This window comes from Streptomyces sp. NPDC045021, from assembly GCF_056432645.1.
Map to the genome: position 1 here is coordinate 327,014 of NZ_JBWKIQ010000004.1, position 23,010 is coordinate 350,023.

28 protein-coding genes and 4 pseudogenes are annotated in these 23,010 nt (G+C 69.5%); 22 read left to right on the top strand and 10 right to left on the bottom strand.

The genetic code is table 11. From position 1 onward, the window contains the following. Positions 1-113: 113 nt before the first annotated feature. Positions 114-446, top strand: a complete 333-nt coding sequence (locus tag AC07DC_RS15610) for a cupin domain-containing protein (RefSeq protein WP_478914922.1) — start codon at positions 114-116, stop codon at positions 444-446. A gap of 85 nt (positions 447-531) precedes the next feature. Here the strand turns inward: AC07DC_RS15610 and AC07DC_RS15615 are convergent, their stop codons facing one another. Both AC07DC_RS15615 and AC07DC_RS15620 read right to left on the bottom strand, forming a co-directional pair. After that, the gene (locus tag AC07DC_RS15615; RefSeq protein WP_478914923.1) at positions 532-1,188 is read right to left on the bottom strand and encodes a helix-turn-helix domain-containing protein; all 657 of its coding nucleotides are present in this window, start codon (positions 1,186-1,188) and stop codon (positions 532-534) included. A gap of 16 nt (positions 1,189-1,204) precedes the next feature. Further along, positions 1,205-2,275 carry a zinc-dependent alcohol dehydrogenase family protein gene (locus AC07DC_RS15620; RefSeq protein ID WP_478914924.1) on the bottom strand — a complete coding sequence of 357 codons (1,071 nt, stop codon included), beginning with the start codon at positions 2,273-2,275 and terminating at the stop codon, positions 1,205-1,207. 427 nt (positions 2,276-2,702) lie between these two features. On the opposite strand from AC07DC_RS15620, the gene AC07DC_RS15625 reads away from it, so the two are divergent. The 5 genes and pseudogenes from AC07DC_RS15625 to AC07DC_RS15645 all read left to right on the top strand — a co-directional run. After that, on the top strand, positions 2,703-3,176 hold the full coding sequence (locus AC07DC_RS15625; RefSeq protein WP_478914925.1) for a CBS domain-containing protein: 474 nt from the start codon (positions 2,703-2,705) through the stop codon (positions 3,174-3,176). 269 nt (positions 3,177-3,445) lie between these two features. Further along, entirely contained in the window at positions 3,446-3,784 is a 339-nt protein-coding gene (locus tag AC07DC_RS15630; RefSeq protein ID WP_478914926.1) for a hypothetical protein, read from the top strand. A 47-nt stretch (positions 3,785-3,831) separates the two neighbouring features. Further along, positions 3,832-3,936 (top strand): annotated as a pseudogene (locus AC07DC_RS15635) (hypothetical protein); the annotation flags it as partial. A gap of 66 nt (positions 3,937-4,002) precedes the next feature. Further along, complete coding sequence (locus tag AC07DC_RS15640; RefSeq protein WP_478914927.1) at positions 4,003-5,550, top strand: carboxylesterase/lipase family protein; 1,548 nt, start codon at positions 4,003-4,005, stop codon at positions 5,548-5,550. Between the two features lie 167 nt (positions 5,551-5,717). Continuing rightward, positions 5,718-5,966, top strand: a pseudogene (locus tag AC07DC_RS15645) (class I SAM-dependent methyltransferase); the annotation flags it as partial. Positions 5,967-6,021: 55 nt separating this feature from the next. Here the strand turns inward: AC07DC_RS15645 and AC07DC_RS15650 are convergent. After that, a complete protein-coding gene (locus AC07DC_RS15650) occupies positions 6,022-6,192 on the bottom strand; it encodes a hydrophobic protein (protein WP_138355290.1) in 171 nt (56 codons plus the stop codon). A gap of 178 nt (positions 6,193-6,370) precedes the next feature. On the opposite strand from AC07DC_RS15650, the gene AC07DC_RS15655 reads away from it, so the two are divergent. Both AC07DC_RS15655 and AC07DC_RS15660 read left to right on the top strand, forming a co-directional pair. Then, positions 6,371-6,544, top strand: coding sequence for a CsbD family protein (locus AC07DC_RS15655; RefSeq protein ID WP_478914928.1), 174 nt, complete (start codon positions 6,371-6,373; stop codon positions 6,542-6,544). A gap of 187 nt (positions 6,545-6,731) precedes the next feature. Then, positions 6,732-8,300: an FMN-binding glutamate synthase family protein gene (locus tag AC07DC_RS15660; protein WP_478915141.1), complete on the top strand. Its 1,569-nt coding sequence runs from the start codon at positions 6,732-6,734 to the stop codon at positions 8,298-8,300. Positions 8,301-8,321: 21 nt separating this feature from the next. Here the strand turns inward: AC07DC_RS15660 and AC07DC_RS15665 are convergent, their stop codons facing one another. Beyond that, positions 8,322-9,428, bottom strand: a complete 1,107-nt coding sequence (locus AC07DC_RS15665) for an alpha/beta fold hydrolase (protein ID WP_478914929.1) — start codon at positions 9,426-9,428, stop codon at positions 8,322-8,324. Between the two features lie 68 nt (positions 9,429-9,496). Between AC07DC_RS15665 and AC07DC_RS15670 the strand changes: the two genes are divergently transcribed. Together AC07DC_RS15670 and AC07DC_RS15675 are read left to right on the top strand one after the other, a co-directional pair. Continuing rightward, positions 9,497-9,811 (top strand): hypothetical protein, encoded by a 315-nt coding sequence (locus tag AC07DC_RS15670; RefSeq protein WP_478914930.1) that lies wholly within the window; start codon positions 9,497-9,499, stop codon positions 9,809-9,811. 159 nt (positions 9,812-9,970) lie between these two features. After that, positions 9,971-10,858, top strand: coding sequence for an LLM class flavin-dependent oxidoreductase (locus tag AC07DC_RS15675; RefSeq protein WP_478914931.1), 888 nt, complete (start codon positions 9,971-9,973; stop codon positions 10,856-10,858). Positions 10,859-10,906: 48 nt separating this feature from the next. Here the strand turns inward: AC07DC_RS15675 and AC07DC_RS15680 are convergent, their stop codons facing one another. The 4 genes from AC07DC_RS15680 to AC07DC_RS15695 all read right to left on the bottom strand — a co-directional run bounded on the left by AC07DC_RS15680 (position 10,907) and on the right by AC07DC_RS15695 (position 13,651). Beyond that, positions 10,907-11,887 (bottom strand): alpha/beta fold hydrolase, encoded by a 981-nt coding sequence (locus tag AC07DC_RS15680; protein ID WP_478914932.1) that lies wholly within the window; start codon positions 11,885-11,887, stop codon positions 10,907-10,909. 391 nt (positions 11,888-12,278) lie between these two features. After that, a complete protein-coding gene (locus AC07DC_RS15685) occupies positions 12,279-12,584 on the bottom strand; it encodes a chaplin (RefSeq protein WP_478914933.1) in 306 nt (101 codons plus the stop codon). A gap of 439 nt (positions 12,585-13,023) precedes the next feature. Continuing rightward, positions 13,024-13,170 carry a hypothetical protein gene (locus AC07DC_RS15690; RefSeq protein ID WP_478914934.1) on the bottom strand — a complete coding sequence of 49 codons (147 nt, stop codon included), beginning with the start codon at positions 13,168-13,170 and terminating at the stop codon, positions 13,024-13,026. A 163-nt stretch (positions 13,171-13,333) separates the two neighbouring features. Next, on the bottom strand, positions 13,334-13,651 hold the full coding sequence (locus AC07DC_RS15695) for a plasmid stabilization protein (protein ID WP_478914935.1): 318 nt from the start codon (positions 13,649-13,651) through the stop codon (positions 13,334-13,336). Between the two features lie 128 nt (positions 13,652-13,779). On the opposite strand from AC07DC_RS15695, the gene AC07DC_RS15700 reads away from it, so the two are divergent. From AC07DC_RS15700 to AC07DC_RS15720, 5 genes are all read left to right on the top strand, one after another. Beyond that, positions 13,780-14,049 carry a hypothetical protein gene (locus tag AC07DC_RS15700; protein ID WP_478914936.1) on the top strand — a complete coding sequence of 90 codons (270 nt, stop codon included), beginning with the start codon at positions 13,780-13,782 and terminating at the stop codon, positions 14,047-14,049. 199 nt (positions 14,050-14,248) lie between these two features. Continuing rightward, the gene (locus AC07DC_RS15705) at positions 14,249-14,449 is read left to right on the top strand and encodes a hypothetical protein (RefSeq protein WP_478914937.1); all 201 of its coding nucleotides are present in this window, start codon (positions 14,249-14,251) and stop codon (positions 14,447-14,449) included. Between the two features lie 185 nt (positions 14,450-14,634). Continuing rightward, complete coding sequence (locus AC07DC_RS15710) at positions 14,635-15,099, top strand: hypothetical protein (protein ID WP_478914938.1); 465 nt, start codon at positions 14,635-14,637, stop codon at positions 15,097-15,099. 104 nt (positions 15,100-15,203) lie between these two features. Then, positions 15,204-16,127: a hypothetical protein gene (locus AC07DC_RS15715; protein ID WP_478914939.1), complete on the top strand. Its 924-nt coding sequence runs from the start codon at positions 15,204-15,206 to the stop codon at positions 16,125-16,127. A 114-nt stretch (positions 16,128-16,241) separates the two neighbouring features. Then, positions 16,242-17,465 carry a permease gene (locus AC07DC_RS15720; RefSeq protein WP_478914940.1) on the top strand — a complete coding sequence of 408 codons (1,224 nt, stop codon included), beginning with the start codon at positions 16,242-16,244 and terminating at the stop codon, positions 17,463-17,465. Between the two features lie 119 nt (positions 17,466-17,584). On the opposite strand, the gene AC07DC_RS15725 is transcribed toward AC07DC_RS15720, so the two are convergent. Continuing rightward, positions 17,585-17,779 carry a hypothetical protein gene (locus AC07DC_RS15725; protein WP_478914941.1) on the bottom strand — a complete coding sequence of 65 codons (195 nt, stop codon included), beginning with the start codon at positions 17,777-17,779 and terminating at the stop codon, positions 17,585-17,587. 167 nt (positions 17,780-17,946) lie between these two features. Here AC07DC_RS15725 and AC07DC_RS15730 point away from each other — a divergent pair. From AC07DC_RS15730 to AC07DC_RS15755, 6 genes and pseudogenes are all read left to right on the top strand, one after another. Further along, a pseudogene (locus AC07DC_RS15730) lies at positions 17,947-18,162 on the top strand (aldo/keto reductase); the annotation flags it as partial. Positions 18,163-19,197: 1,035 nt separating this feature from the next. Then, the gene (locus AC07DC_RS15735) at positions 19,198-19,386 is read left to right on the top strand and encodes a hypothetical protein (RefSeq protein WP_478914942.1); all 189 of its coding nucleotides are present in this window, start codon (positions 19,198-19,200) and stop codon (positions 19,384-19,386) included. Between the two features lie 39 nt (positions 19,387-19,425). Beyond that, the gene (locus AC07DC_RS15740) at positions 19,426-20,073 is read left to right on the top strand and encodes a class I SAM-dependent methyltransferase (protein WP_478914943.1); all 648 of its coding nucleotides are present in this window, start codon (positions 19,426-19,428) and stop codon (positions 20,071-20,073) included. A gap of 390 nt (positions 20,074-20,463) precedes the next feature. Continuing rightward, positions 20,464-21,105 carry a VOC family protein gene (locus AC07DC_RS15745; RefSeq protein WP_478914944.1) on the top strand — a complete coding sequence of 214 codons (642 nt, stop codon included), beginning with the start codon at positions 20,464-20,466 and terminating at the stop codon, positions 21,103-21,105. Between the two features lie 171 nt (positions 21,106-21,276). After that, the gene (locus tag AC07DC_RS15750) at positions 21,277-21,552 is read left to right on the top strand and encodes an isoamylase early set domain-containing protein (RefSeq protein WP_478914945.1); all 276 of its coding nucleotides are present in this window, start codon (positions 21,277-21,279) and stop codon (positions 21,550-21,552) included. A 108-nt stretch (positions 21,553-21,660) separates the two neighbouring features. Further along, on the top strand, positions 21,661-22,011 hold the full coding sequence (locus AC07DC_RS15755; protein WP_478914946.1) for a PRC-barrel domain-containing protein: 351 nt from the start codon (positions 21,661-21,663) through the stop codon (positions 22,009-22,011). A 70-nt stretch (positions 22,012-22,081) separates the two neighbouring features. Here the strand turns inward: AC07DC_RS15755 and AC07DC_RS15760 are convergent, their stop codons facing one another. After that, on the bottom strand, positions 22,082-22,456 hold the full coding sequence (locus tag AC07DC_RS15760; RefSeq protein WP_478914947.1) for a hypothetical protein: 375 nt from the start codon (positions 22,454-22,456) through the stop codon (positions 22,082-22,084). A gap of 250 nt (positions 22,457-22,706) precedes the next feature. On the opposite strand from AC07DC_RS15760, the pseudogene AC07DC_RS15765 reads away from it, so the two are divergent. Further along, positions 22,707-22,967 (top strand): annotated as a pseudogene (locus tag AC07DC_RS15765) (TetR/AcrR family transcriptional regulator); the annotation flags it as partial. Between the last annotated feature and the right edge of the window lie 43 nt (positions 22,968-23,010).

The window sequence follows — 23,010 nt, forward strand, 5'->3', positions numbered from 1 at the left end:
GACACAGAGCGGGGTGGGCGCCACCGACCACCCTCGTGGATCCGGTGGCAGCGCAGGCGACCCGCCGCAAGTGCAACCGCGATCACCACCCACCGTGACGGAGACTAGAGCCCATGCAGAAACTTTCCCTCGACGCACAGGCCCGCGAGCACCTGGAACGCGCCGCTGCCGCCTCCTCCGGGCGCAGTTCCGAGACCGTGTACGGCGGCCATGAGCATGTGCTGCGCCAGACCGTCCTCGCATTGACGGCAGGCAACTCCCTGGCCGAGCACGAGAGCCCGGGCGAGGCGACCCTGCTGGTGCTGTCCGGGCGCGTACGGCTCACCAGCGGGGACACCTCCTGGGACGGCAGGACCGGCGACCTGATCATCATTCCCCCGGCTCGCCACAGCCTGCACGCGCTCGAGGACGCAGCGGTGCTGCTCACCGTCGCGAAGCTCGACTGATCGCTGATCGCTGATCGCTGATCGCTGATCGCTGAACGGCACCGGCATCGGCAGGGGCGGGCGGGGGAGTCCGTCCCGGCGGGCGTCAGCGGACCAGGATCCGCCGTCCTGTGATGCGCCTGGGCTCGATGCGCACCCACAGCTCACGGCCGTCGCCCGCCCACGGCCGGGTGTGGGCCGCGTCGGTGAGGCGCCGGGCGACGTCCGGATCGGTGACGCGCTCGGCGCGGCCGACCACGAGCACGCTCCAGCCCTGGCTCAGCGCCTCGTCGATGTGGTCCACCTCGAACGCGGTCTCGGTGCCGGCGGCCAGGGCGGGCGTGGCGCCGGGCGCCGTCCTGAAAGCGACAGCGTGGTCCGCGACGGTGTAGTTGACCGGAGCGATGGTGGGGCCGTCGGGCGTGGACACCGCGATGCGACCCACCCCGTGCGTGGACAGGTGGGCCCAGCACTCCTCGGGCTTCAGCTCCACCAGCTCGGGATGGCTGGCTGCCCGACCGGTACCCGGCGGCAGGTCGGCGTCACCACCGCGCAGCCATCTGACGGAGGTGTCCAAGGCCTCGGCCAGCCGGAGCAGGAAGCCGAGTTCCGGGGCCGCGACCGGTTGCTCCTCCACGTACTGCAGGTACTCGGGGGCGGTGCCCGCCCGGGCGGCGGCCTGCTCCCGGGTGAGGCCCAGCTGCTCGCGCCGCAGGGCGATCCGGCGTCCGATGTCTCCGGTGGCCTTCATCTGCTCGGCCATGGCCGGTCACGTCCTTTCATCCGGTCCTGAGGGTCAGGACGTCGTGGGGTTTGCCGCCGAGCACGACCTTCAGCGCACCGGTGTCGGCGGCCCGGGAGAAGACGTCGTACGCCTCCTCCATCCGGTCGAGTTCGAAGCTGTGGGTGACCAGCGCCGAAGCCGGCAGCCGTCCGGCGGCCATCATTCGCAGCAGGGTGGGGGTGGAGTAGGTGTCGACGAGACCGGTGCGGATCGTCAGGTTCTTGCTCCACAGGCCCTCCAGGTGCAGGGTCGCGGGCTTGCCGTGCACGCCGACGTTGGCCACGTGCCCTCCGGGGCGCACCATGCGGGTGCACATCTCGAAGCTCTCGGGCACGCCGACCGCCTCGATGACCGCATCGGCTCCGAGGCCGTCGGTGAGGTCGGCGACCAGCCGTTCCGGGCCTTCGGCGGCGTTGACCACCGCGTCCGCGCCCAGCTGCTTGGCCGCATCCAGGCGGGGCTGCGCGAGGTCGACGGCGATGATCCTGCCCGGCGAGAACAACCGTGCCGTGGCGATCGCGGCGAGGCCGATGGGGCCGGCTCCGACCACGACGACGGTGTCCCCAGGAGCTACTTCGCCGTTCAGGACGCCCACCTCGTAGGCGGTGGGGAAGATGTCGGCCAGTAGTACGGCGTCGTGGCTGTCCAGCGCGCCGGGCAGCGGGTGCACGGACAGGTCGGCGAAGGGCGCCCGGACGTATTCGGCCTGGGTGCCGTCGATCGTGTGGCCGAGGATCCAGCCGCCTCCGCCGAGGCACTGCCCGTAGGCGCCCTCCCGGCAGAAGCGGCAGCGTCCGCAGGCCGAGATGCAGGAGACCAGGACCCGGTCGCCGGGCCGGACCGTACGCACGCCGGTGCCGACCTCGACGACCTCGCCGACGGCCTCGTGGCCGAGGATCGTGCCGGGCGGGACATCCGGTACGTCACCTTTGAGAATGTGCAGATCCGTGCCGCAGATGGTGACGGCGTCGACGCGGACGATCGCATCGGCGGCGTCCTGGATCCCCGGGTCGGGAACGTCCTCCCACGCGGACCGCCCCGGGCCGTGGAAAACGAACGCCTTCATGATCGTTCCCTTCGTGTGTTGTCAGGTGCGGGCCGCCCAGTCCGCCGCGGCAGGACTCTCCCGCGAACCGTGCAGCCCAGCTGAGACAGGGCGCGTCATGGCAGCCTCCTCTCGCACGGCCGGCGATACGCTCCCGTTTGCCTCCGTACTTCCAGCCTGGCCCGCCCACCGGCGGAGCGCATGGGCCACTCGGACCCCGCACCTGGGCCGGGCGGCCCGCGCGGCGGACCTGCCCGGTCGGTCGTACCGGAGTGCTCGCGTGATGTGCCGGCCGGCGGGCAGGGCCGAGCGGCCCGGTAAACAGGACCTATGCCCCCTTCCGCCCACGGCAGGAGAGGACTCTGCTGGGAAGGTGGGCGGGCTGCCACCTCCCACATCCTGGGAACAGCCCGCAGCCGCTGGAGGTCGTCCGAGAGGAGACGGAATCATGAAGGTCTCTGAATTCATGATGGCGCCACCGGTCACGGTGCCCCCGGACACCACCGTCCGGAAGGTCGCTCTCCGTATGGAGGACGCTGCGGTCGGGTCCGTCCTGGTCGCGACGGGCGACCGCCTTGAGGGCATCGTCACCGACCGTGATCTGGTGGTGCGGTGTCTCGCGCAGGGCGGTACCGCGGACACTGCGGTGTCCGAGCTGATGTCCGCGCCTGTCACCGCACTGGACGCCACGGACGACGTGGAAGCCGCGTACCGGACCTTCCGCCGATCCGGCGTGCGACGGCTGCCGGTCCTCGACGGAGAGCGCCTCGTCGGCATGCTCACCATCGATGACCTGTTCCTGGACGTCTTCCAGCGCCTCGCGGATCTGCTCGGTCCTGTCGCCTGGAGCATCCTGCGTGATCCCCCCGAACTGGCGGCCCTGCGGCATCCCACGGCTCCGGCGAGAGCGACTGGACCATGATGCGGAGGGGACGCACCCCGGCCGAGAACTCACGTTCGGAGCATGCCCCCGCCATGGGTCATGCGGGGTCGGCCATCACGTCAGTTGTCGTTCCGGCTCCGGGTCATCCGCAGCCATCCGCAGCGGACGGGGGCAAGTGCTGCAAATGATCGGCGGGGTCCAGGTCGCGGCCTTGCCGGAAGGCGGTGGCGAATGCGTCCGGGTCCAGAGCTTCCGTCGCGCGCAGGGTGATGCGGTCGACGTCGCCGCGTTCAGCTTTGGGAAGAGGCGTGCCGACCGACTTCCGAACGGCGGCGGCCGTGCCGAGCAGCTGGGCGGCGTGCCCGCTGGTCGGCGCGATCAGCGACTACAACGCCACCGAGCCGGCCCCCGGCCCCGACAACCTGTTCCAGGCGGCCGCCAAGGAGCTGAACCTGCGCGGCATGCTGGGCCGCAGCTATTTCGACCTCGTCCCCGAGTGGATCGGACGCGCCGCCGGGTGGCTGGCCGACGGCACGCTCCGCACCGAACAGACCGCGTTCGAGGGCATCGACCGGGCCCCGGCCGCGTTCCTCGGCATGATGCGTGGCGCCAACACCGGCAAGATGCTCGTCCGGCTGGACGGGTGACGGCCGCAACCGTCGTGGCCTTCCCGATCCGGTAGTTCGGGCTTCCCGCCATCCTCAAGGGCTGGATCGACCGGGTGTGGAACTACGCCTTCGCGTCCATGAGTCCGGGGCAGCCGAAAATGGCTGGCGCGCGGCATGGTGCAGCAGGATGATCCGTATTGTCCGGGCCGACGCGAACCCCTGTGATCGCGCTCCACCCGCCCGGAGAGGGAGTGGTGATGACCGAGGTCGCGTCCGAGCCGTCCGAGCCGTCCGGGTCCCAGCCCGAAGTCCGCGCGGTGGGCGGGGTGCTGCGTGGCAGTCGGGAGGCGGGTGTGGGGGTCTTCCGTGGCATCCCGTTCGCCGAGCCGCCGGTCGGCTCGCTGCGTTTCGCCGCGCCGCGGCCGGTACGGGGATGGGACGGGGTGCGGTCGGCGGTGTCCTACGGACCGCCGCCCCCTCAGGCCGACGTGTTCGGTATGGCCGCGCTGGTGGAGGATGCGGACGCCGACGACTGGCTGACGGTCAATGTCTGGTCGCCCGATCCGGGCCCGGCCGCAGGGCTGCCGGTGATGGTGTGGATCCAGGGCGGCGGCTACGTGTTCGGCATGTCCAGTCTCCCCGAATTCGACGGCGGCCGCCTCGCGCGGGACGGCGGCGTTGTCGTGGTGACGTTCAACTACCGTGTCGGCTTTGAGGGTTTCGGGCAGATCGAGGGGGCGCCCGCCAACCGGGGTCTGCTCGACCAGGTCGCTGCTCTGGAGTGGGTACGGGACAACATCCGGGCCTTCGGCGGTGACCCGGCCCGGGTCACGGTCTTCGGCCAGTCGGCGGGCGCCGGATCGGTGGCCGCGCTGCTGGCCATGCCGCGTGCGGCCGGCCTCTTCGGGCGGGCCGTCGCGCAGAGCGTGCCGGGCACGTACTTCTCGCCGGAGCTCGCAGCCGACATCGCCACCTCCTGCGCAGCAGAGCTGGGGCTGCGGCCCACGGTGGCCGACCTGTCCACGGTGCCTCCGGCCCGGCTGTCGGCCGCCGGTGATGCGGTCGGCGCCAAGATGGCCCAATGGGCTGAACGCTGGGGTCAGGTCGCGCACAGGTCGATCCCGTTCTCGCCGGTCGTCGACGGTGACACCCTGCCGGTCACTCCGTGGCAGGCCCTGATCGACGGCGCCGGCCGGGACATCGAACTCCTCGTCGGCCACACCCGCGACGAGCAGCGGCTGCTCACCGCGCTCGCCGGCCTGCTCGGCCAGGTGACCGAGGAGCAGGCGGCGACCGCCCTGCACGTTTTCAGTCCCGGCCAGGACGGTGCACGCCGATACCGGGAGGGTTTCCCGGATGCGGGTCCGGAGGAGCTGTACGAACTGGTTCACTCCGACTGGCTGTTCCGCATGCCGTCCCTCCACCTCGCCCAGGCCCAGACCGCCGCCGGCGGCCGCGCCCACGTCTACGAGCTGACCTGGCCCGCCCCGGGCATGGGCGGCGCCTTCGGCGCCTGCCACGGCCTCGACGTGCCGCTCGTCTTCGGCAACCTCGACCGCGGCCAGCCCGCCGTGCTGATCGGCGAAACCCCTTCCCCGGAGGCAGAGGCGCTGTCCACTCGTATGCGCGCCGCATGGACGGCGTTCGCCGCCCACGGCGACCCCGGCTGGCCCGCGTACGACACCGAGCAACGCCTCGTGCAGCTCTTCGACACCCAGCCGGCCGTCGCCACCTACCCGGAGGAGACCTCCCGCCTGATCTGGCAGGACCACACCTTTGCCGCGGTACCGCTTCTCGGCCAGTAGGGAGCTGCGTGAGCCGAATGCGGTACGCCCTGGTCGTGGCCGAACCGCGGAACGTGACTGAGGTCCGCGGATGGCGCCAGTCGCTCGTCGACACGTTCCTACTGGTGCGCAAGCAAGATCGTCGGGGAGGGTGTCGCGGACGACCGATGGTCTGATGCACTCATGGCATGACGACACTGCTGTCTCGCGTCCTTCGAGCACTCGACCGTTTCCATGCCGCCCATCCCTGGGACCACAACGCCCACTATCACCGTTGGATCCTGAGACAGCTCCCCGAACGCTTTGACGGCGCCCTGGATGTCGGGTCCGGCAGCGGCGACCTTGCCCGACTCCTCGCCGTCCGTGCCAGGGCCGTACACGGTATCGACGCCGACGCCGCAATCGTCGCTCGGGCGCGGGAGCTCACCGCACCGGGACCGGCGGGGCCTGTGCCGGGGGCTCAGGCTGCGGTGAGCGGTAGGGCCACGCCACCTACCAGCGGTACCAGCGACCGCGGCTGCCGGAGGCTCCGGTGCCGCGCATGACGAAGCCGAGCAGCCAGACCACCAGGACGACGACGGCGACCCACCAGAGGATCTTCAGTGCGAAGCCGGCACCGAAGAGAATGAGGGCGAGCAGTAGAACCAGAAGCAACGGACCCATGGCTATCAGCCTCCTGACCAGCGGATACCCCCGGCAGAATCAATCATTCACAGGAATTTCCCTCTGCTGAGCGGCGCCGTGCGGAGCCATGAGTGATCCGACAGAGCCGTGACATCGATCCCGCGGAGGTGGGTAGGCGGCCCAGTGCACCACCCGCACCGATCTTGGAGGAGACCTCATGAGCACCCGAGACAAGGCCGAGAACACCGCGGACAAGGCCAAGGGAAAGATCAAGGAAGCGGCCGGTAAGACGGTAGGCAACGAGCGCCTTGAGGCCGAGGGTCGCGGCGACCAGGCCAAGGGAGATGTGAAGCAGGCAGCCGAGCACGTCAAGGACGCGTTCAAGCGCTGACCTGACAGCATCCGCACAGCTCCTGGGGCCGCAGCCGCTTACGGCTGCGGCCCCACACGCTTGCCGCGGCATATGCCGCGGGGGCGCGGGCACGTGGAAAGTAGATCTCCTGCCCTCCGGTGCCGATCGGCGCGGTCTGCGGGAGCCGAAGGATCGAGGAGGAGTGGTGCTGCGCACAATCCTGGTGATGGCCGTCGCACTGGCCGCAGCCGCCTCCACGGCTGCCGCACTCGGGGTCGGCGCCTGGTGGTGGATCGCGGCCGTACCGTTCGCTCTGGCCGCAGTGACCGGCATCTACGACCTGGTGCAGAAGAAGCACTCCGTGCTGCGCAACTATCCGGTCATCGGGCATCTACGGTACGTGATGGAGTCCATTCGACCGGAGCTGCAGCAGTACTTCATCGAGCGGGACTACGACGGTCAGCCGTTCGACCGGGACACCCGTTCCACCGTCTACGAACGGGCCAAGGGCACCGCCGACCAGGACCCTTTCGGCACCGAACTGGCGGTCTACGAGCCGGGCCACGAGTACTTCATCCACTCGGTCGCTCCGCGCCCGGTCCCCGACAAGCCCTTCACCGCACGCGTCGGCGGCCCCGGCTGTACGCAGCCGTACGACATGGCCCTGCTGAACGTGTCGGCGATGAGCTTCGGATCCCTGTCGTCGAACGCGATTCTCGCGCTCAACCGGGGCGCCGCTGACGGCGGATTCGCACATGACACCGGTGAGGGCGGCATCTCCGAATACCACCTCCGGTACGGCGGGGACCTGATCTGGGAGATCGGGACCGGCTATTTCGGCTGCCGCACCAAGGACGGCGGATTCGATGCGGACGAGTTCGCCAAGAAGGCCGCGGGCGACTCCGTCCGCTGTGTCTCGCTGAAGCTGTCGCAGGGCGCCAAACCCGGCAAGGGCGGTGTCCTGCCCGGTGCGAAGGTCAATGCGGAGATCGCCCGGGTACGGGAGGTGCCGGAGGGCGAAACCGTGATCTCGCCCTCCTACCACCAGGTCTTCTCCACGCCGCGGGAACTCGTCCTGTTCCTCGCCAGGATGCGTGAACTGGCCGGGGGCAAGCCCGTTGGGTTCAAGCTGTGCGTGGGCAGCCGCCGCGATGTGCTGGCGATCGTCAAGGCGATGCTGACGCTCGACATCACGCCCGACTTCATCGTGGTGGACGGCGCGGAGGGCGGCACCGGAGCGGCCCCGCTGGAGTTCGTCGACCACGTCGGGGCGCCCCTCACCGAGGGACTGATCACCGTGCACAACGCGTTGGTCGGCGCCGGCCTGCGTCACCGGGTCAGGATTGGTGCCAGCGGGAAGGTCGCCACCGGGGCGGACATCGTCAAACGGCTGATCCAGGGCGCCGACTACACCAATGCCGCCCGCGCGATGATGTTCGCGGTCGGATGCATCCAGTCCCAGCGGTGCCACACCAACACCTGCCCGACCGGTGTCACGACCCAGGACCCGCACCGGGCCCGGGCGCTGGTCGTGGCTGACAAGTACCAGCGGGTCCGCCGCTTCCAGCAGGCCACCGTGCACAGCGCCATGGAGATCATGGCGTCTCTCGGTGTCACCGACCCGGCGCAGTTGCGCCCGCACATGCTCTATCGCCGTACGTCGCACCACGCCGTCGCCTCGTACGCGGAGCTGTTCAGCTGGCTGGAGCCCGGCCAACTGCTCGACGGCAAGGGACTGCCGGCGGACTGGCAGGCGGACTGGTCCGCGAGCGATCCGGACAACTTCACCGTGTGACGCGGCCGCCGTGGGGCTTGGCTACCGCGGTCCCGAGCCCGTCGTGGCCGCCTCGACGATCACCTCGGCGATGCGCGCGGGCTGCTCGACCAGCGCCATGTGCCCCGCGTCCGGCACCGTGACCATCGTGACCTGGGGGCAAGCCCGCAGTCCCTGAAGCTCCTCCTGCGTGAGCCCGATCTCGTCGCGGTCGCCGCGCACGACCCACGCCGGCGCCCCCGAGTCGCACAATCGGGCGACCAGCGACCCATGCCGGTCCAGGTACTCGTAGTAGCGACGCACGATCCCGCGACAGAACCCCGGATCGTTTCCTGCCAAGCCCGCGGCCAACGCGTCCGCGCGTCCCGATGGAAGATCGCTCTTCATCGCCCTCGGCAGTACCTTCATCATCACCGTCCACGCCAGAGCCCCCACCCCCGGCACCCGGCCCACGCTGTTCATCACCCCCAGGAACTTCGCCTCATCCCCCCGGGAGAACGTCGGCGACAGCAGCACCACCGGTCCCGAGAACACACCGGCCGCCACCATCTCGAGCGCCACGTTCGCCCCCATGCTGTGGCCCACCAGCACGTCGCAACCCGACTCCGCGGCGAATCGGCCCATCAGCCTGGCGTAGTTCTCCATCGTCAGGTCCTTGGGCGGAGGCGTACGCCCGAACCCCGGTAGCGTCACCGCCACCATGCCCAGGCCGGCCGCCGCAATGGCCGGCTCGGCCATCACATCCGCGTAGAACTCCGTCGTGCACATCCCACCAGGGAGCATCAGCAGCCTGTGTCCGGCCGCATCCGGGCCCGCCCTCCGGATATCCCAACCCGCGTACCCGTTCCCAGTGCTCATGGGCCACAGCCTGAGACCCCCACCCGAACCGGACAACCACCTTGCTCCGAACGCGGCGTGTCGCCCGGCCACCCAGGGTGGGGGAGGATCGGAACATGATGATGACGAGGTCGACGGGGGTCCGGTTCGGGGTGCCGGCTTTGGCGGTGTTGGCCATGTTGGCGGCAGGGTGCGGGATGCGGCGGGCGGGGGACGATGCTCGGGCGGACGGCCCCTCACGGACCACGGCGGCGACGCCGAGCAGACCGGCGGACCCTCTGTGCCCCGGAGAGAGCCCCACGCCCGCGCCATCGACGAGCCCAGCCACCTCGGGCGCGGCCGCGCCGCCCACCGACCACTACGCCGAGAACCACGGTTTCATGGTTCCCTTACCGCTGCACGGCCAGAGCCGCTGCGACGGGCTCGTGGCCGTCCGGCGGGTCGAGGGAGCGCTCGAACCGCTGCGCAAGCGCGGTGATTTCGACCCTGCGAACACCAGCAATGTGCTCACCGGCCTCGGCTACTCCGCCGGGAAGGTGCACTCCTATCAGAACGGCCCCACCGGAGTCGGCTTCCTCATCGACGCCTTCCCGCTGTGTGTGGAAGGCACGATGGACCGCGATTCCACCCGGGCGGACGCCTTCTCCGGCTACCCCGACCACGCCGGCTGCGACCGTCCCACCGGCGGCCACTGACCGCAGACGTCGACACCGCCTCATGCCGCAGACCGTGGTCCCGGACCCGGCCCCGGGGTCAGGCCTGGGCAAACCCGTACGTGACGGCGAGGCAATGTCATCTCTTCGGATACCGGGGCCCGTTGCGTTGCCGCTGCCCCGCTGCATAGCGTTCGGGTCATGACTGATCCTGGCAAGCGCGTCGGCGTGATGTACGACCGGGAGTGGGCCCCGGAGGGGCTGCCGGACTTCGCGCGGGCGATGGAGGCGTTGGGTGTCGACGACCTTTGGGTGGTGGAGGACCTGGGGTGGACCGGATCCATCGCGTCCGCCGCGGCCGCACTGGCGGTGACCGAGGAACTGCGGGTGGGGATCGGGATCGCGCCCGCACCGCTGCGGAACCCGGCGTTGCTCGCCATGGAGCTGGCGGCGCTGGCGAGGATGTTCCCCGGACGCCTGACGGCAGGGATCGGCCATGGGGTCCGTGAGTGGATGGTGCAGGTCGGTGCCGCACCGCGCAGTCCGCTGGCGCTGCTGGAGGAGACGGTGACGGCGGTGCGCGGTCTGCTGCGCGGCGAGCAGGTGAGCATCGACGGCCGGGAGGTTCAGCTGGACGCGGTGCGGCTGGTGCATCCGCCCGCGGTGGTGCCGCCGGTGTTGGCCGGGGTGGTCCGGCCACGTTCGCTGGAGCTCGCGGGGCGGGTCGCGGACGGCGCCATCCTCGCGGAGGGGCATGGTCCCGCCGATCTGGCGGCGGCTCTCGGGCACATGGCGAAGGGGAGGCCGGCCGATGCCCTGCAGAGTCTGACAGTGTTCGCGTTTCTCTGCGTCGAGGACGACCCGGCACGGCTTCAGGCCACGGTCGGCCCGGCATTGGCGGGCCACGGCGAGTGGCTCGGTCGGCCGGCCGAGGAGGTGTTCGCCGCGACCGGCTCCGCCGCCCAGGTGGCTGCTCGGGTAGGCGAGTTGTGGGCGGCGGGGGCTGACACAGTGGCGTTGCGGGCGGTTGGCCCCGAGCCGCTGCGGCAGGTGGAAGCGGCCGTCAAGGCTCTGCGCGCGCGAGGGTGAGCAGCGTGTTGGCGTCCGTGCCGGAGGCGCCGGGCCTGAGCGGGTACTTCAGGTTTGGAGAGATGCGAGCCAGTCGGTCAGGAGCCGGTTGATCTCGGCGGGGCGCTCTTGCTGGATCCAGTGGCCGCAGCCGTCGAGGATGTCGGAGGAGAGCAGGCCGGGCAGTGTGGTGGGGAATGCCTTGATGGCATCGGACATCCAGCTGGTGGACGCGTCCAGACTGCCGCCGACGAACAGCGACGGCTGGCTGATGGGGGCACCGTCGAAGGCGGCGAGATTTTCCCAGTCCCGGTCCATGTTCCGGTAACGGTTGAGCGCGCACGTCATACCGGTCCGCTCGAACTCCTCGGCGTACACATCGAGGTCCTGCTCGCTGAGCCAGGTGGGCCGCGGCCCGGTCGGAAACCGTTCGCGGAGCGTCCCACCCCGGTTGACGAAGTGTGGGCTCGGCGTGCCGGGCGCCGGCATGGTGTCGGCGGACAGGGCGGCGTAGAAGCCCGCGAGCCAGCCGCGCACGTCGGGCTCGATCTCGGCCTCGGCACGGCCGGGCTGCTGGAAGTAGGAGACATAGAACTCCTCATTCCCGCCCATCTGCGCGAAGATCTCACTGGGCCTCGGTCCGCTGCGCGGGGCGTAGGGGACGCTGAGCAGCCCCAGCGCGCGGAAGATGTCCGGCTTGAGGAGGGCGGAGTTGGCCGCGATGGTGGCGCCCCAGTCGTGGCCGACGATCACCGCGGTCTCTTCGCCCAGGGCGTGTACGACCGCGGCGTTGTCCTCGACGAGGTCGAGCATCCGGTAGGCGTCCGTGCCCTCGGGTTTGGAGGAACGGCCGTAGCCTCGGACATCGACAGCGACCGCCCTGTATCCAGCCGCGGCCAAGACCGGCAGCTGATGGCGCCAGGAGTACCAGAACTCCGGGAAGCCGTGCACGAGCAACACCAGCGGTCCTGTGCCCTGCTCCACCAGATGGATCCGGCCTGCGGGCGAGGGGACCAGGCGGTGGACGATGTCCGAGGTCTGCTGCGGCATGAACCCTCCAAGGCTCTCGATCCGTCGTACGTCAAGATCGGGTCACCAGCATGCAGAGAACGGCGCGGTCGAAGCGAGCTTTGTTGCCGTTTCGGCAAAAACCGCCGGGTCGTCTTGCAGGAGCACACAGAGCAGCTGCTGATCCGGCGTCAGAATGACTGTTCCGCTCCCAGCCGCACGCATCGCGCAGGCCGGGGAGGCGCGACGGCCGCTGCCGTCGAGGCCGCGTTCCTCGGCGACTTCGACACGCGGTTCGAGGAGAGGTCGAACAAGGAGGAGGGACCCCGGGCCGGCGGGGGGACACGTCACGGGATCAGGGCGTCGCATGTTCCTGTTCCGGTGCGGGCTGGTGTCCCGGCCGGGGCGGCCCGGGGATGGTGGTGCGCCGGCGTCAGCCGTTGCCGTAGCCGCTGTGGCCGGACATGTCGCCGTTGCTGTCGTCGGTGTCGTGGTGGCCGCTGATGTTCTGGCAGGTGTTGCCGAACACCGGGTTCAGGACACCGATGACGTCGACGGTGTTGCCGCACACGTTGACCGGCACGTGGACGGGCACCTGCAGGAGGTTGCCGGACAGGACGCCGGGGGAACCGACAGCTGCGCCGTGGGCGTCGGCATCCGCGGCGGCGATACCGGCGCCGGCGGCCAGGACGGCGCCGGCGGCGGCGGTGATGGCGGCTGCCTGGGCAATACGGGACATCGAAGTCTCCTTGAGAGGGTTGAGTCCGCCGCACGGGGCAGCGGCGTTGACCCCACCAACGGGCCCGCTCTGCAGCAGGTCACGGAGGTTGCGCCAAACGGGCGCCCGGACCGCCGAACCTCACCCGTGCCGCAGTCGCCAGGCGCAGACCGCAGGGGGCCGTCCGGGTGAACACTGGGCCTGCGTGGTGGAACCGCCCGTGTCTCGGAGCACGAGCATCTCGTTCTTCCAACGCGACATCGAGGTCCGGTCGGGCCTGGCAGCAAGGCTCTTGTTCTGACAGGCCCGACCGCACCGTCCACAGTTCTTCGAGCGTGGAGGACCTGGTCGCTCGCGGTCGGACACCTGAGTGCCTTCGTGGAGAAGTGCTGTAGGGCCGGCGGAGGGTCAAGCCCCGGTTGCACGACTTCCGTCCGGTCCCGTCCGGGCAAATCGCTCCCTAGCGCAGGATGCTCACGGCACGGACGATCACGAGGAGCGAGGTGATGAGCGCGGCGACGCTCTGCACACTCATCATGAGTCTCGCGCGGGTGGAGAGCGGCATGGTGTCGGTCGGGCTGAAGGCGGTCGAATTGGTCACCGACACGTACACGGCGGTGAGTACCCTCCGTCGAGCGGAGGTCGTCAGCTGCCGATCCATCACGTCGCGCGGTGGACCGGTCAGGGTGTCGAAGCCCTGACCGGCCCACCGCGCCGGGCCACTTGATGGAGCTGCCGTGGGAACGGCGATGCTCCCTACGGCGTTGCTGTCAGCGGCTTAGGGCCTTGACGAGTTCGGCCTTGCGCATGGAGGAGCGGCCCTGGATACGGCGGCGCTGGGCCTCTGCGTACAGCTGGTCGTAGGTGCGGCTGCTGGGACCGGTGCGAGAGCGCAGGCTGCCGGGCCGCGCGGCGGAGCTGGTAGAAGTGCGCGAGATGGTGCGCGGTGATCCCGTCCCGGCATGCTTCCGTGCGACGGTGCGGACAGCGGTCCCCTTGGCGCTCGGCGCCTTTTGGACGCGCTTCGTCACGGTGGTCTTTATCTGCCCGTGCTGCCGAGCCCGCTTGGTACTGGACCTCTGCGGCATGTCTGCCTCCTGCTGTTGTGTCGGGGTGCCGCCATGCTGTGTCCAGGCGGTCCCGTTGATCCTCGCGCTCGCGGAGGAGCCAGGCATCTTGTGTGGCGCCAATCGGGTCGCACGGGAAGCATGGGGCCATGGCCGATACCGAATCCCCAGGGAGCCTCGACGCGGAACATTTGGCCGCCGTCGGCCGGTCCTACGGGTGGGATGCGGCAATGGCAGCCGAGGGCGGCTTGCGGTTGACGCTGCAGGAGTGGACGCTGACCGCGGTCTTCACCCATGACGGCGCCTTTTGGTATGCCCGGGCGACAGGACCGGGCAGCGTGGACATGGAGTTGGACCTGCAGCAGGTGCTCGGCACGCTGGAGGAGTACGGGAACCCGGTGCCGCCGTCGGGTTCGTGACCTGAGGGCAAACGCCGACGTCTCGTTGAACGGCGTGGCCGCGGGGGCAATCGCTGAGTGACCACGTCGGGAAAGCGCGGCTGGTCTATGGTTCGCATGCTGGGCCAGGCAGGTGTTTCCGCCCGATATCCAAGGGCACCCTTCCCGGTCCGGGAGGAATACCGGGGCCGTATGAAGGAATAGCGCGGAGGCGGGGAACATGATCGTTCTGGTACTGCTCGGAGTTCTGACGCTCGCGGTCGGCGGGTGCGTATGCGTGGTGTGGGCGGAGCGCGGCGGGCCCCGCTGGGTCCGTGTCGTGGCGTTCGTGGCGCTCACGGCCGGCGAGGTGCTGCGCAGTTCCGGAAAGAACCGGCGCCGGAGCGTGAACCAGTCCAGCGGCAACGGCACCGGCGACTAGGAAAGTGCCCGTCGCTGGGTGGCTCGGTGCTGTCGGTCGAGGTTGAGGGCATCGCAGTGTCTGCTCTGACCGCTGCCACTGTGCACGCCGACCCAGGGCGCCGGCGGCAGCGACAGGGTACCCTCCCGGGGTATGGTCAGAGGGTCGCGCCATTGGAGTGCGTTCCGCAGGGAGGAGAATCGGCAGTGGCAGGCACCGGACGGACGCACCGGCGGGGTACCACCCGGCTGCTGGCGCTGTGCGCGGTCCTGCTTGGCCTGTTTCTCATGCACGGCGCACCGGCCACCGCAGCTGAAGGCTGCCACGGCGCGATGTCCACCGCAGTCCCCGCGTCGGTCGGCCAGGACGCCGTCACGATGGCCTCGGCGGCCCCCGAGGCGATGACTTCGGCGATGTTGCCGGTGATGTCACATCCGGGCGCCCCGCAGGTGTCGGATGCTTCGGCGATGCACGGGGACCTGTGCGTTTCGACTCCCGCACGCGACCGGACTCCGGTGCCGACGGGCGGCGCCCTGGTGGCCGTTGCGGCGGTGATGGCCGGCGGCTTCCCTGTGCACCGGCAGGTGTCACTCGACCGGGCGGGACGGATCGGACCAGCGCCGCCCGGTGGACGGAGTCTGCTCCTGACGGTGTGTATCGCGCGGACCTGACACGGCCGCGCCGGAATCCGGATCTTCGAGCCGGCCCGGCGATGTGTCCTGTCACCTTCGCGCGCCCGCACGGCTTGGTGCGCCAACCCGGGAAGACCACCGCAATGACTGCACGTACCCGCCTCACTGTCCGCCGGCGAGCCCTCGCGGCGGCCTGCACCGCAACCGCCCTCGCGCTGGCCCTGGCTGCCTGCGGGGCCTCCAACGACTCCTCGATGCCCGGCATGGACCACGGCGCCAAGCCTTCCGCGTCTTCCTCATCGAAGGCGGCGCCGCCGATGAGCGAGATGCCCGGCATGGGGAACATGGCCGGCAGCAACGGCCTGTCCGACACGAAGGACGGCTACCGCCTCATCAGCCAGAACCCCACGCTCCCCGCAGGGAGCCCGGCCGCCTACCGGTTCACTGTCAGCGGCCCGGAGGGCAGGCCCGTGACGGACTTCGCCGTCGACCAGACCGAGCGGCTGCACTTCTACGCCATCCGCTCGGACCTGACCGGCTTCCAGCACCTCCACCCGACCCTGGCCGCCGACGGGACCTGGACCGCCGACCTGGCAGCCCTCACGCCCGGCTCATGGCGGATGTTCGCCTCGTTCACTCCGAACTCCGGCGCGGGCAAAGGCAAGGCGTTCGTCCTCAGCCGCGCCGTTACCGTGCCCGGCGTCACGACGAAGGCACCGCTCCCGGCGGCAACGAACTCCACTGCCGTCGATGGGTACACCATCACCGTCAATGGCTCGCCGATGGCCGGCATGGCGCAGCCGCTGACCGTCACCGTCAGCAAGGACGGCAAGCCCGTCACCGACCTCCAGCCCTACCTGGACACCTACGCCCATCTCACCGCCTTCCACGAGGGCGACACCGCCTTCGCGCACCTGCATCCCGAAACGAAGGTGAACGGCGATCACGGGGGACCGGAACTGTCCTTCCACGCCGAGCTGCCCACGGCCGGCAACTGGCGGCTGTTCCTGCAGTTCCGGACCGGCGGCGAACTCCACACCGCCGCTCTGACACTGAACGTCGGCTGAAGTCCTGTGGGGCGCCGCTCGGGCGGCGCCCCACAGGTCCCATCCACTGCGCGAGCTCGCAGAGGCGGGGCGTGTCGTGGACCCCGGTCGCACTCCTGCGGTAAGGCTTGAGGAATGGTCCACGCCGTACTGCACGCCCTGTCGATCACCGGTTCCATGACGTGGGAGATCACGTGGGCCCTGATCCTGGGCTTCGCCCTGTCCGCGGTCGTCCAGGCGGTCGTCCGCAAGTCCACCGTCGTCTCCCTGCTCGGTGACGACCGCCCCCGCACCCTGGCGGTCGCCGCCGGCCTCGGCGCGGCCTCCTCCTCGTGCTCCTATGCCGCGGTGGCCCTGGCCCGGTCCCTGTTCCGCAAGGGCGCGAACTTCACCGCCGCGATGGCTTTCGAGATCGCCTCCACCAACCTGGTCGTCGAGCTCGGCGTGATTCTGGCCTTGTTGATGGGCTGGCAGTTCACCGCTGCGGAGTTCTTCGGCGGCCCCATCATGATCCTCGTACTGGCGGTGCTGTTCCGCCTGTTCCTGCGCGACAGACTCCTGCGCCAGGCACGCGAGCAGGCCGATCGTGGACTGGCCGGCTCCATGGAGGGACACGCCGCGATGGACATGTCGGTGCGGCGCGAAGGACCGTTCGCGAGCCGCCTGCTGTCCCGTGAGGGGTTCACGTCCACGAGCCATGTCTTCGTCATGGAGTGGGCGGCGATCCTGCGCGACCTGGTCATCGGCCTGCTCATCGCGGGGGCCATCGCCGCCTGGGTGCCCGACTCGTTCTGGCGCACGTTCTTCTTCGACGGCCATCCGCTGGCGTCCAAGCTGTGGGGGCCGGTCATCGGCCCGCTGGTCGCGATCGCGTCCTTCGTCTGCTCGATCGGCAACGTGCCGCTGGCGGTGGTGCTGTGGAAGGGCGGCATCAGCTTCGGTGGGGTCGTCGCGTTCATCTTCGCCGACCTGCTGATCCTGCCGATCCTCAACATCTACCGGAAGTACTACGGCGCGAAGATGGCCCTGTTTCTGCTCGGCACGTTCTACGTGGCCACCGTCATCGCCGGATACATCGTGGAGTTCACCTTCGGCGGCCTCGGCCTCATCCCCGACCAGGCCGACGCGGAACTCCCCACGGAAGGTGTCACCTGGAACTACACCACGTTCCTCAACATCGCCTTCCTCCTCCTGGCCGCTGCCCTCCTCATCCGGTTCCTGCGCACCGGCGGACGCGACATGCTCCGCATGATGGGCGGCTCACCCGCCGCCGGCCACGATCACCACGGGCACGACGACTCCCACGCCAACCAGGTGTCGGACAACGGGGACCACCAAGGAGATGCCGACTGCGGCTGAGGTCTTCTCAGCGCTCCACCTGGCATGGGGACGCCGGGCTGCCATACGACGGGCCGACTGAACGCAGTTCTGGGCCCGCAACACCGTGCGGTGTTGCGGGCCCAGGGGCGCAGACGGGATCAGAGGCGATCGTCCATCTCGTCCTGGATGTCGTCGAAGCCCTGCTGTCCCTGCTGGCCCTGCTTTCGGGCCTGCTCCTCGCGCTCCTTCATACGGTCCTGCTCGCTCTGGCCGCGCTGGGGCATGTCGTCCGGCTTGCCCTGCATCTTCTGCTGAGCCTGCCGCGCCTTCTCGTTCATCTCGTTCTTACCCATGAGGGTTTCTCCGCTCTGGTGAGGGGTGATTGGATCCTCAGCCACCGTGACACGGAGGTACCTGCGGCGCCTTTCACGTCCCGCCGATCGAGTGACGGCCCTACGGAGCGGCCATTCGCCGCTGTCCTCAGAGCTGCTTGCGCGACTGCTCCGGGTTCTCGTTCGCGGGGTGCGGGCCCGCGCAGGTCGCGCTGGCCTGGCTGCTCACGCGGGGCGACGACATTGCCCCGATCCCCGGGACCAAGCGCGTGAGCCGGGTGGAGGAGAACACCGCCGCGGACGGCATCCAGCTGACCACCGCGCAGATCGAAAAGCTCAGCAGCCTGCCACCGGCGGCGGGCGAGACCCACACGGAGGCCGGGCGGCAGATGCTCGAACGCTGACGCGCCCGCCACCACCGCACACCTTCACACCCTCGCATTTCCGCACCTCGCACCTCGCACCCAAGGAAGATCCATGGAGACCGTCACCCTCAATCCGGCGGTCCGCGACCTGGTCTTCGGTGGCAACGCGGCCCGGCTCCTGGCCAGGGGCTGACCTTGCACCAGCCGGGCACCTCGCCTGATGCAACCCGTTACGCCGTGGCTTCGGTCGGCTCCTCGTCGGAGTCGACGATCGAGACCTCCAACTTGCGCAGCAGCCGCGCGGGCCCTGCAGGATGTCGCCGACAGCGCTCCCTTACCGCGAGGCCTGCGACATCCGCTGCCCGGACCGCCGCCTCCCACCGCTGGGCCGGCCACCGCTTCGAAGCGACCCCGGTCGCCCAACAAGCTGCGGCGGCGGGTCATTCAGGCCGGCGCGGCGGTGGCGGTCGTCCTGACCGTCATCGCGGTCAAGACCTGGCTGCCGGGCACCCACCCGCAACCTGCGGCGCTTCGCGCTCAGGACCAGGCAGCCACCTCCATCGAAACCGCGATGACCGGTAAGCGGCTGATGGCCTTCGATGTCGATGCCCGCAATTTCAGTGACCCGGCCTGGTTCGTGGGTCAGGCCAGACTCGACATGGCCGCGAACGGCACCGTCGCGGCAGCGACGCACGTGATGTACGACATGGGCGAAGGCCACGGCTGGAATCCGCCCGACGTGGTGCTGATCGGTGACCGGGCCTACGTCACACCCGAGAACGCCCCGAGCAACCCCGTGAGCTACGGTCCGACCACGATCGTCGACGGCGCCTCGGGCCACACCACCGACCTCGACATCAGCAACGCACTGCGGATCCGCTGGCTGGCGTCCCCCGCCCATCTCGCCGAACTCCTCAAGGACGCCGCGCAGTTCGCGGAGCCCGACAAGGCAGCACTCGTACGTTCACCGGCAGCGCTCCGCTGCGTACGCTCGCCGGCGATCCGGCGGCATAGTTCTTCTACCGGCCCTACATCCGGCCCGGGACCGACACGGCCGTCAGCTTCACGATCGTCATGGACCAGCACTACCTCCCGACCAAGCTCACCATCCGCATCCCCTTCCCGCACACCGGCCAGGAATTCCTCGCGCGGTATCCCGACGACCCGTTCACCGTCACCTATCGGGGCTGGGCACTGGGCCGGCCCATCACCGTCCCTACCACACCACCGACGCCGCAGTGGGGCGGGCTTCCCCAGCAGTAGCGCGCTCTCTCCACCGACCGATGAACTACTGTCGCCGGCATGGTCGAACACGATGCCCTCAGTGTCACCCGCGAGGCCTACGACACCGCCGCGTCCACGTATGCGCAGCTGTTCCGCGACACGCTGCGTGACAGACCTCTGGACCGTGCGATCCTGAATGCCTTCGGCGAGGTCGTCAGTGCGAGTGGGGACGGTGAGGTCGCGGATCTGGGGTGCGGGCCCGGCCACATCACCGCGTATCTGCAGGAGTTGGGTCTGGCGGCGTTCGGGGTCGACGCATCTCCCGAGATGATCGATCTGGCTCGACAGGCCTATCCGGGCCTGCGGTTCGAGGTGGGCTCGATGGCCGCGTTGAACATCGCTGACGGCGTGCTGGGCGGCGTACTCTCGCGGTGGTCCATCATCCACACTCCACCGGAGGAACTCCCCGTCATCTTGGCGGAGTTCCACCGTGTGCTGGCGCCCGGCGGCCACCTTCTGGTCGGTTTTTCTGCCGGCGATGATGCAGCGCATCCGACGCAGGCATTCGATCACACGGTCGCGCTCGCCTATCGGTGGTGGCCCGATCACCTCGCCGCGATGCTGCGCGAGTCCGGGATGGCCGAGGTGGCCCGGATGGTCCGCGAGCCGCAGCCCACCGACCGACGCCAGTTCCAGGAGATCCAGCTGCTCGCCCGCAAAGCCTGACAGCGTGGCCCGCCGCCGTGCGGTCGGCCGAGTGCCCGGCGCCGCCGCAGGCCGGGCCAGCTCTTGATCGTGCGGGCGCCCGCATCCGATCGGCGGGACGCGCGTTGAATCGACGAGAGAACAATGGGAACAGCGCGCATGTGCTGAGGCAGAGAGTTTCCGGCCGTCCTCACGTTCACGATGCGGCCGGAAGCCCGGGATACGAACGAGATGTCAGCCATGAAGAACGAAGGCCCCGGGGGCCTCACCGCGGGAACGACAGGCAGCGACGTTTTCGGCGCGCCGTGCTGGATCAGTCTGATGGCCCGTGACCTGGAGAGCGCGCAGGAATTCTACGGAGGGGTGCTGGGCTGGGAATTCCGGCCCGGAGGATTGGGTGACGCTTTCAGCGTGGCACTTGCGAACGGGTTGCCCGTCGCGGGTATCGGGGCGCTGGCGCCGACCCTGCAGGTGGCTGTGGCGTGGACCCCCTACTTCGCCGTAGCGGACGTGGACGAGACCGCGGCGAAAATCCGGGAGCGCAGCGCCACTGTCGCGGTCGGACCGCTGAGCCTCGCGGGAGGTCGCGGAGCGCTGGCTGTGGACCGGGACGGTGCTGTCTTCGGCATCTGGGAAGGGCAGCTGCTGTCCCAGTGGCATACCTGGCGGCGGGAAGCACCCGCATGGCTGCGGCTGTGGACCCGCGATGCGTTCGACGCCGCCATCTTCTACGGCGAAATCCTGGACTGGGCGTCCCAACGTCCCGGGAGCTGCGAGGTCGCCTACGAGGAGCAGGAGGTGGTGCTGCGCAGCGCGGGGCACGTGATGGCGCGGTTGAATTCCGGCGCCGTCGAGGCGGCGCCGGACCCTGCGACCCGCCCCCGCTGGCAGGTGCACTTCCCGGTGGCCGATGTCGAAGGGTGCGTGCGGACAGCCCTCGAACTCGGCGGAACTGCCGTCACACGGTCTTCCGCACCCGGCCGCGAGCAAGCGACGTTGCGTGACCCCGACGGCGGGCTGTTCACTCTCGTCCCCCGCACGTCGACGAGGTGAGTGTGATCACCGCGTTCGATGGCATCCAGCGGCCTCGCCCGCCCACTCCGCCCACAGGTTTGCGCTGAAGGGGTGAGTTCCTGGCTCCGGTGACGCGCGCCGCCCGCGCGGGCCGGCTGTGCCGGGGTCAGGATGCCGTTGCACTCTCCCCCCATGCGAAGGAGCCGTCCCATGTTGGAGCGCACCAAGCGTAAAAACGCCCTCGAGGTCACGTTCGTGCTGCCCGCCGAGGAGCCCCGTGGTGAGGTCAGTGTCGTGGGTGACTTCAACGGCTGGCAGCCCGGTGCCCATCCGCTGAAAGAGCGCCACGACGGAATGCTGGCGGTAACGGTGTCGATGCCCACCGAGCGGCGGGTTCGCTTCCGGTATCTGGCGGAGGGCGACGTCTGGTTCAACGACGAGGCCGCCGACGGGTACGACGGCGACAACAGCCTCCTGCACACCTGACGCGACCAACCGCAACAGCCGACCGGCAGGGCGGCGGCCCACGCAGAAGTACGTTCGCGTAAGTCGCCGCCGGCGCGCCACATCAACCCTGAAGGAATCGAGTGCCTCGTGAGTAACGGCATGTGGGGATACGAATCGGCGTCGGGATATGAGTCGGGGGCCGACCTGACCGGATTCACGGTCGAAGCGACTGATGGCACCATCGGCAAGGTCGACAAGCACTCCGACGCTGTCGGATCTTCTCACCTTGTCGTCGACACCGGTGTGTGGATCTTCGGCAAGCGTGTGCTGCTCCCCGCAGGGACCGTCACTCGGATCGACAGCAGCCACCGGACGATCTACGTCGATCGCACCAAGGATCAGATCAAGGACGCTCCTGAGTTCGACCAGGCCAAGTACGCCGATGAGCCCAGTTACCTGGAGGAATTCGCCAGGTACTACAACCGCCCGCACATGTGACCAGCGGCTCCGCCCCGCCCACGCCTGACAGGCAAGCGCCGGTGTCTGTTTCGGGCCCGGTCCGGGCGGATCACCGTGTCGCGCTCATGAGACGCAGCTGGACGTCCTTCTCCTGGTCTCCGGCGGCCGTGCTCTGCTTCTGGATGTCGAAATCGGCCGCCAGCGTCTCCAGCATCCGGTCCACCGCCCAGTAGCCGCCCTGCAGACCGACCTCCACGGCAGCTGACAGCTGCACCGGCCCGACAGGGGCACGGTCGGCCGTCACCTCGAAGGTCGAGCTCCACACTGTGTGCGGCCGGAGGGAGTACTGCGGTGTCTCGTTGTCCGCGCGGTCGCAGTCGAAAGTCTGCCGCAGCGCCTGGAAGACGGTGTCGGCGTCCTCCTTCGAGCAGCCGGTGAGCGTCACCATCACCGGCATCGTGCGCTTCTGCTGTGTGCTGATCACGATGATCCCTGCCTTTCGAGGACGCCGTTGCCCGCCCGGGCCCGGTGGGTGGGTGGCCCGCTGAGGGCAGACGCTGTGGCCGACGATTCCGGCTTTCACGACCCCTTCGTTGATTCTCCCGCGTTTCTGCTGCGACCGGACCTCAGCCGGAGGGTTCCTCCGGAACCGGGCCCGTCGGAGTGTTCCCCTCAAGCCCGCCTTCGTACGCGACCGGATCCGTGTCGCCAGGCCGGCGCCAGTTGCAACTCAGTTGGCAGCGGTACTCGACACCGTCGCCGTCGCCGACTTCACCGCCTTCGACCACGCCCAACGTTCTGCCGGTCTGCCGGTGACGCCGCAGCGCGCCGCCGCCGTCACACTTGCCCTGCACGCCGCCGTGCACCACCTGCTGGCCGGGGGCCGCGACACCCTCACCGCGGCTGGCCTGGACGACCTCGGCCGCTTCACGCGCGAGCTGCTGGACACCGTCTATGGGCCGGCTGACGGCGTCCTCACATCGAGTGACCGATGAGTTCCGACGCGCCGCTTCGTCTGCATGTTGGGAACGTCCCCCT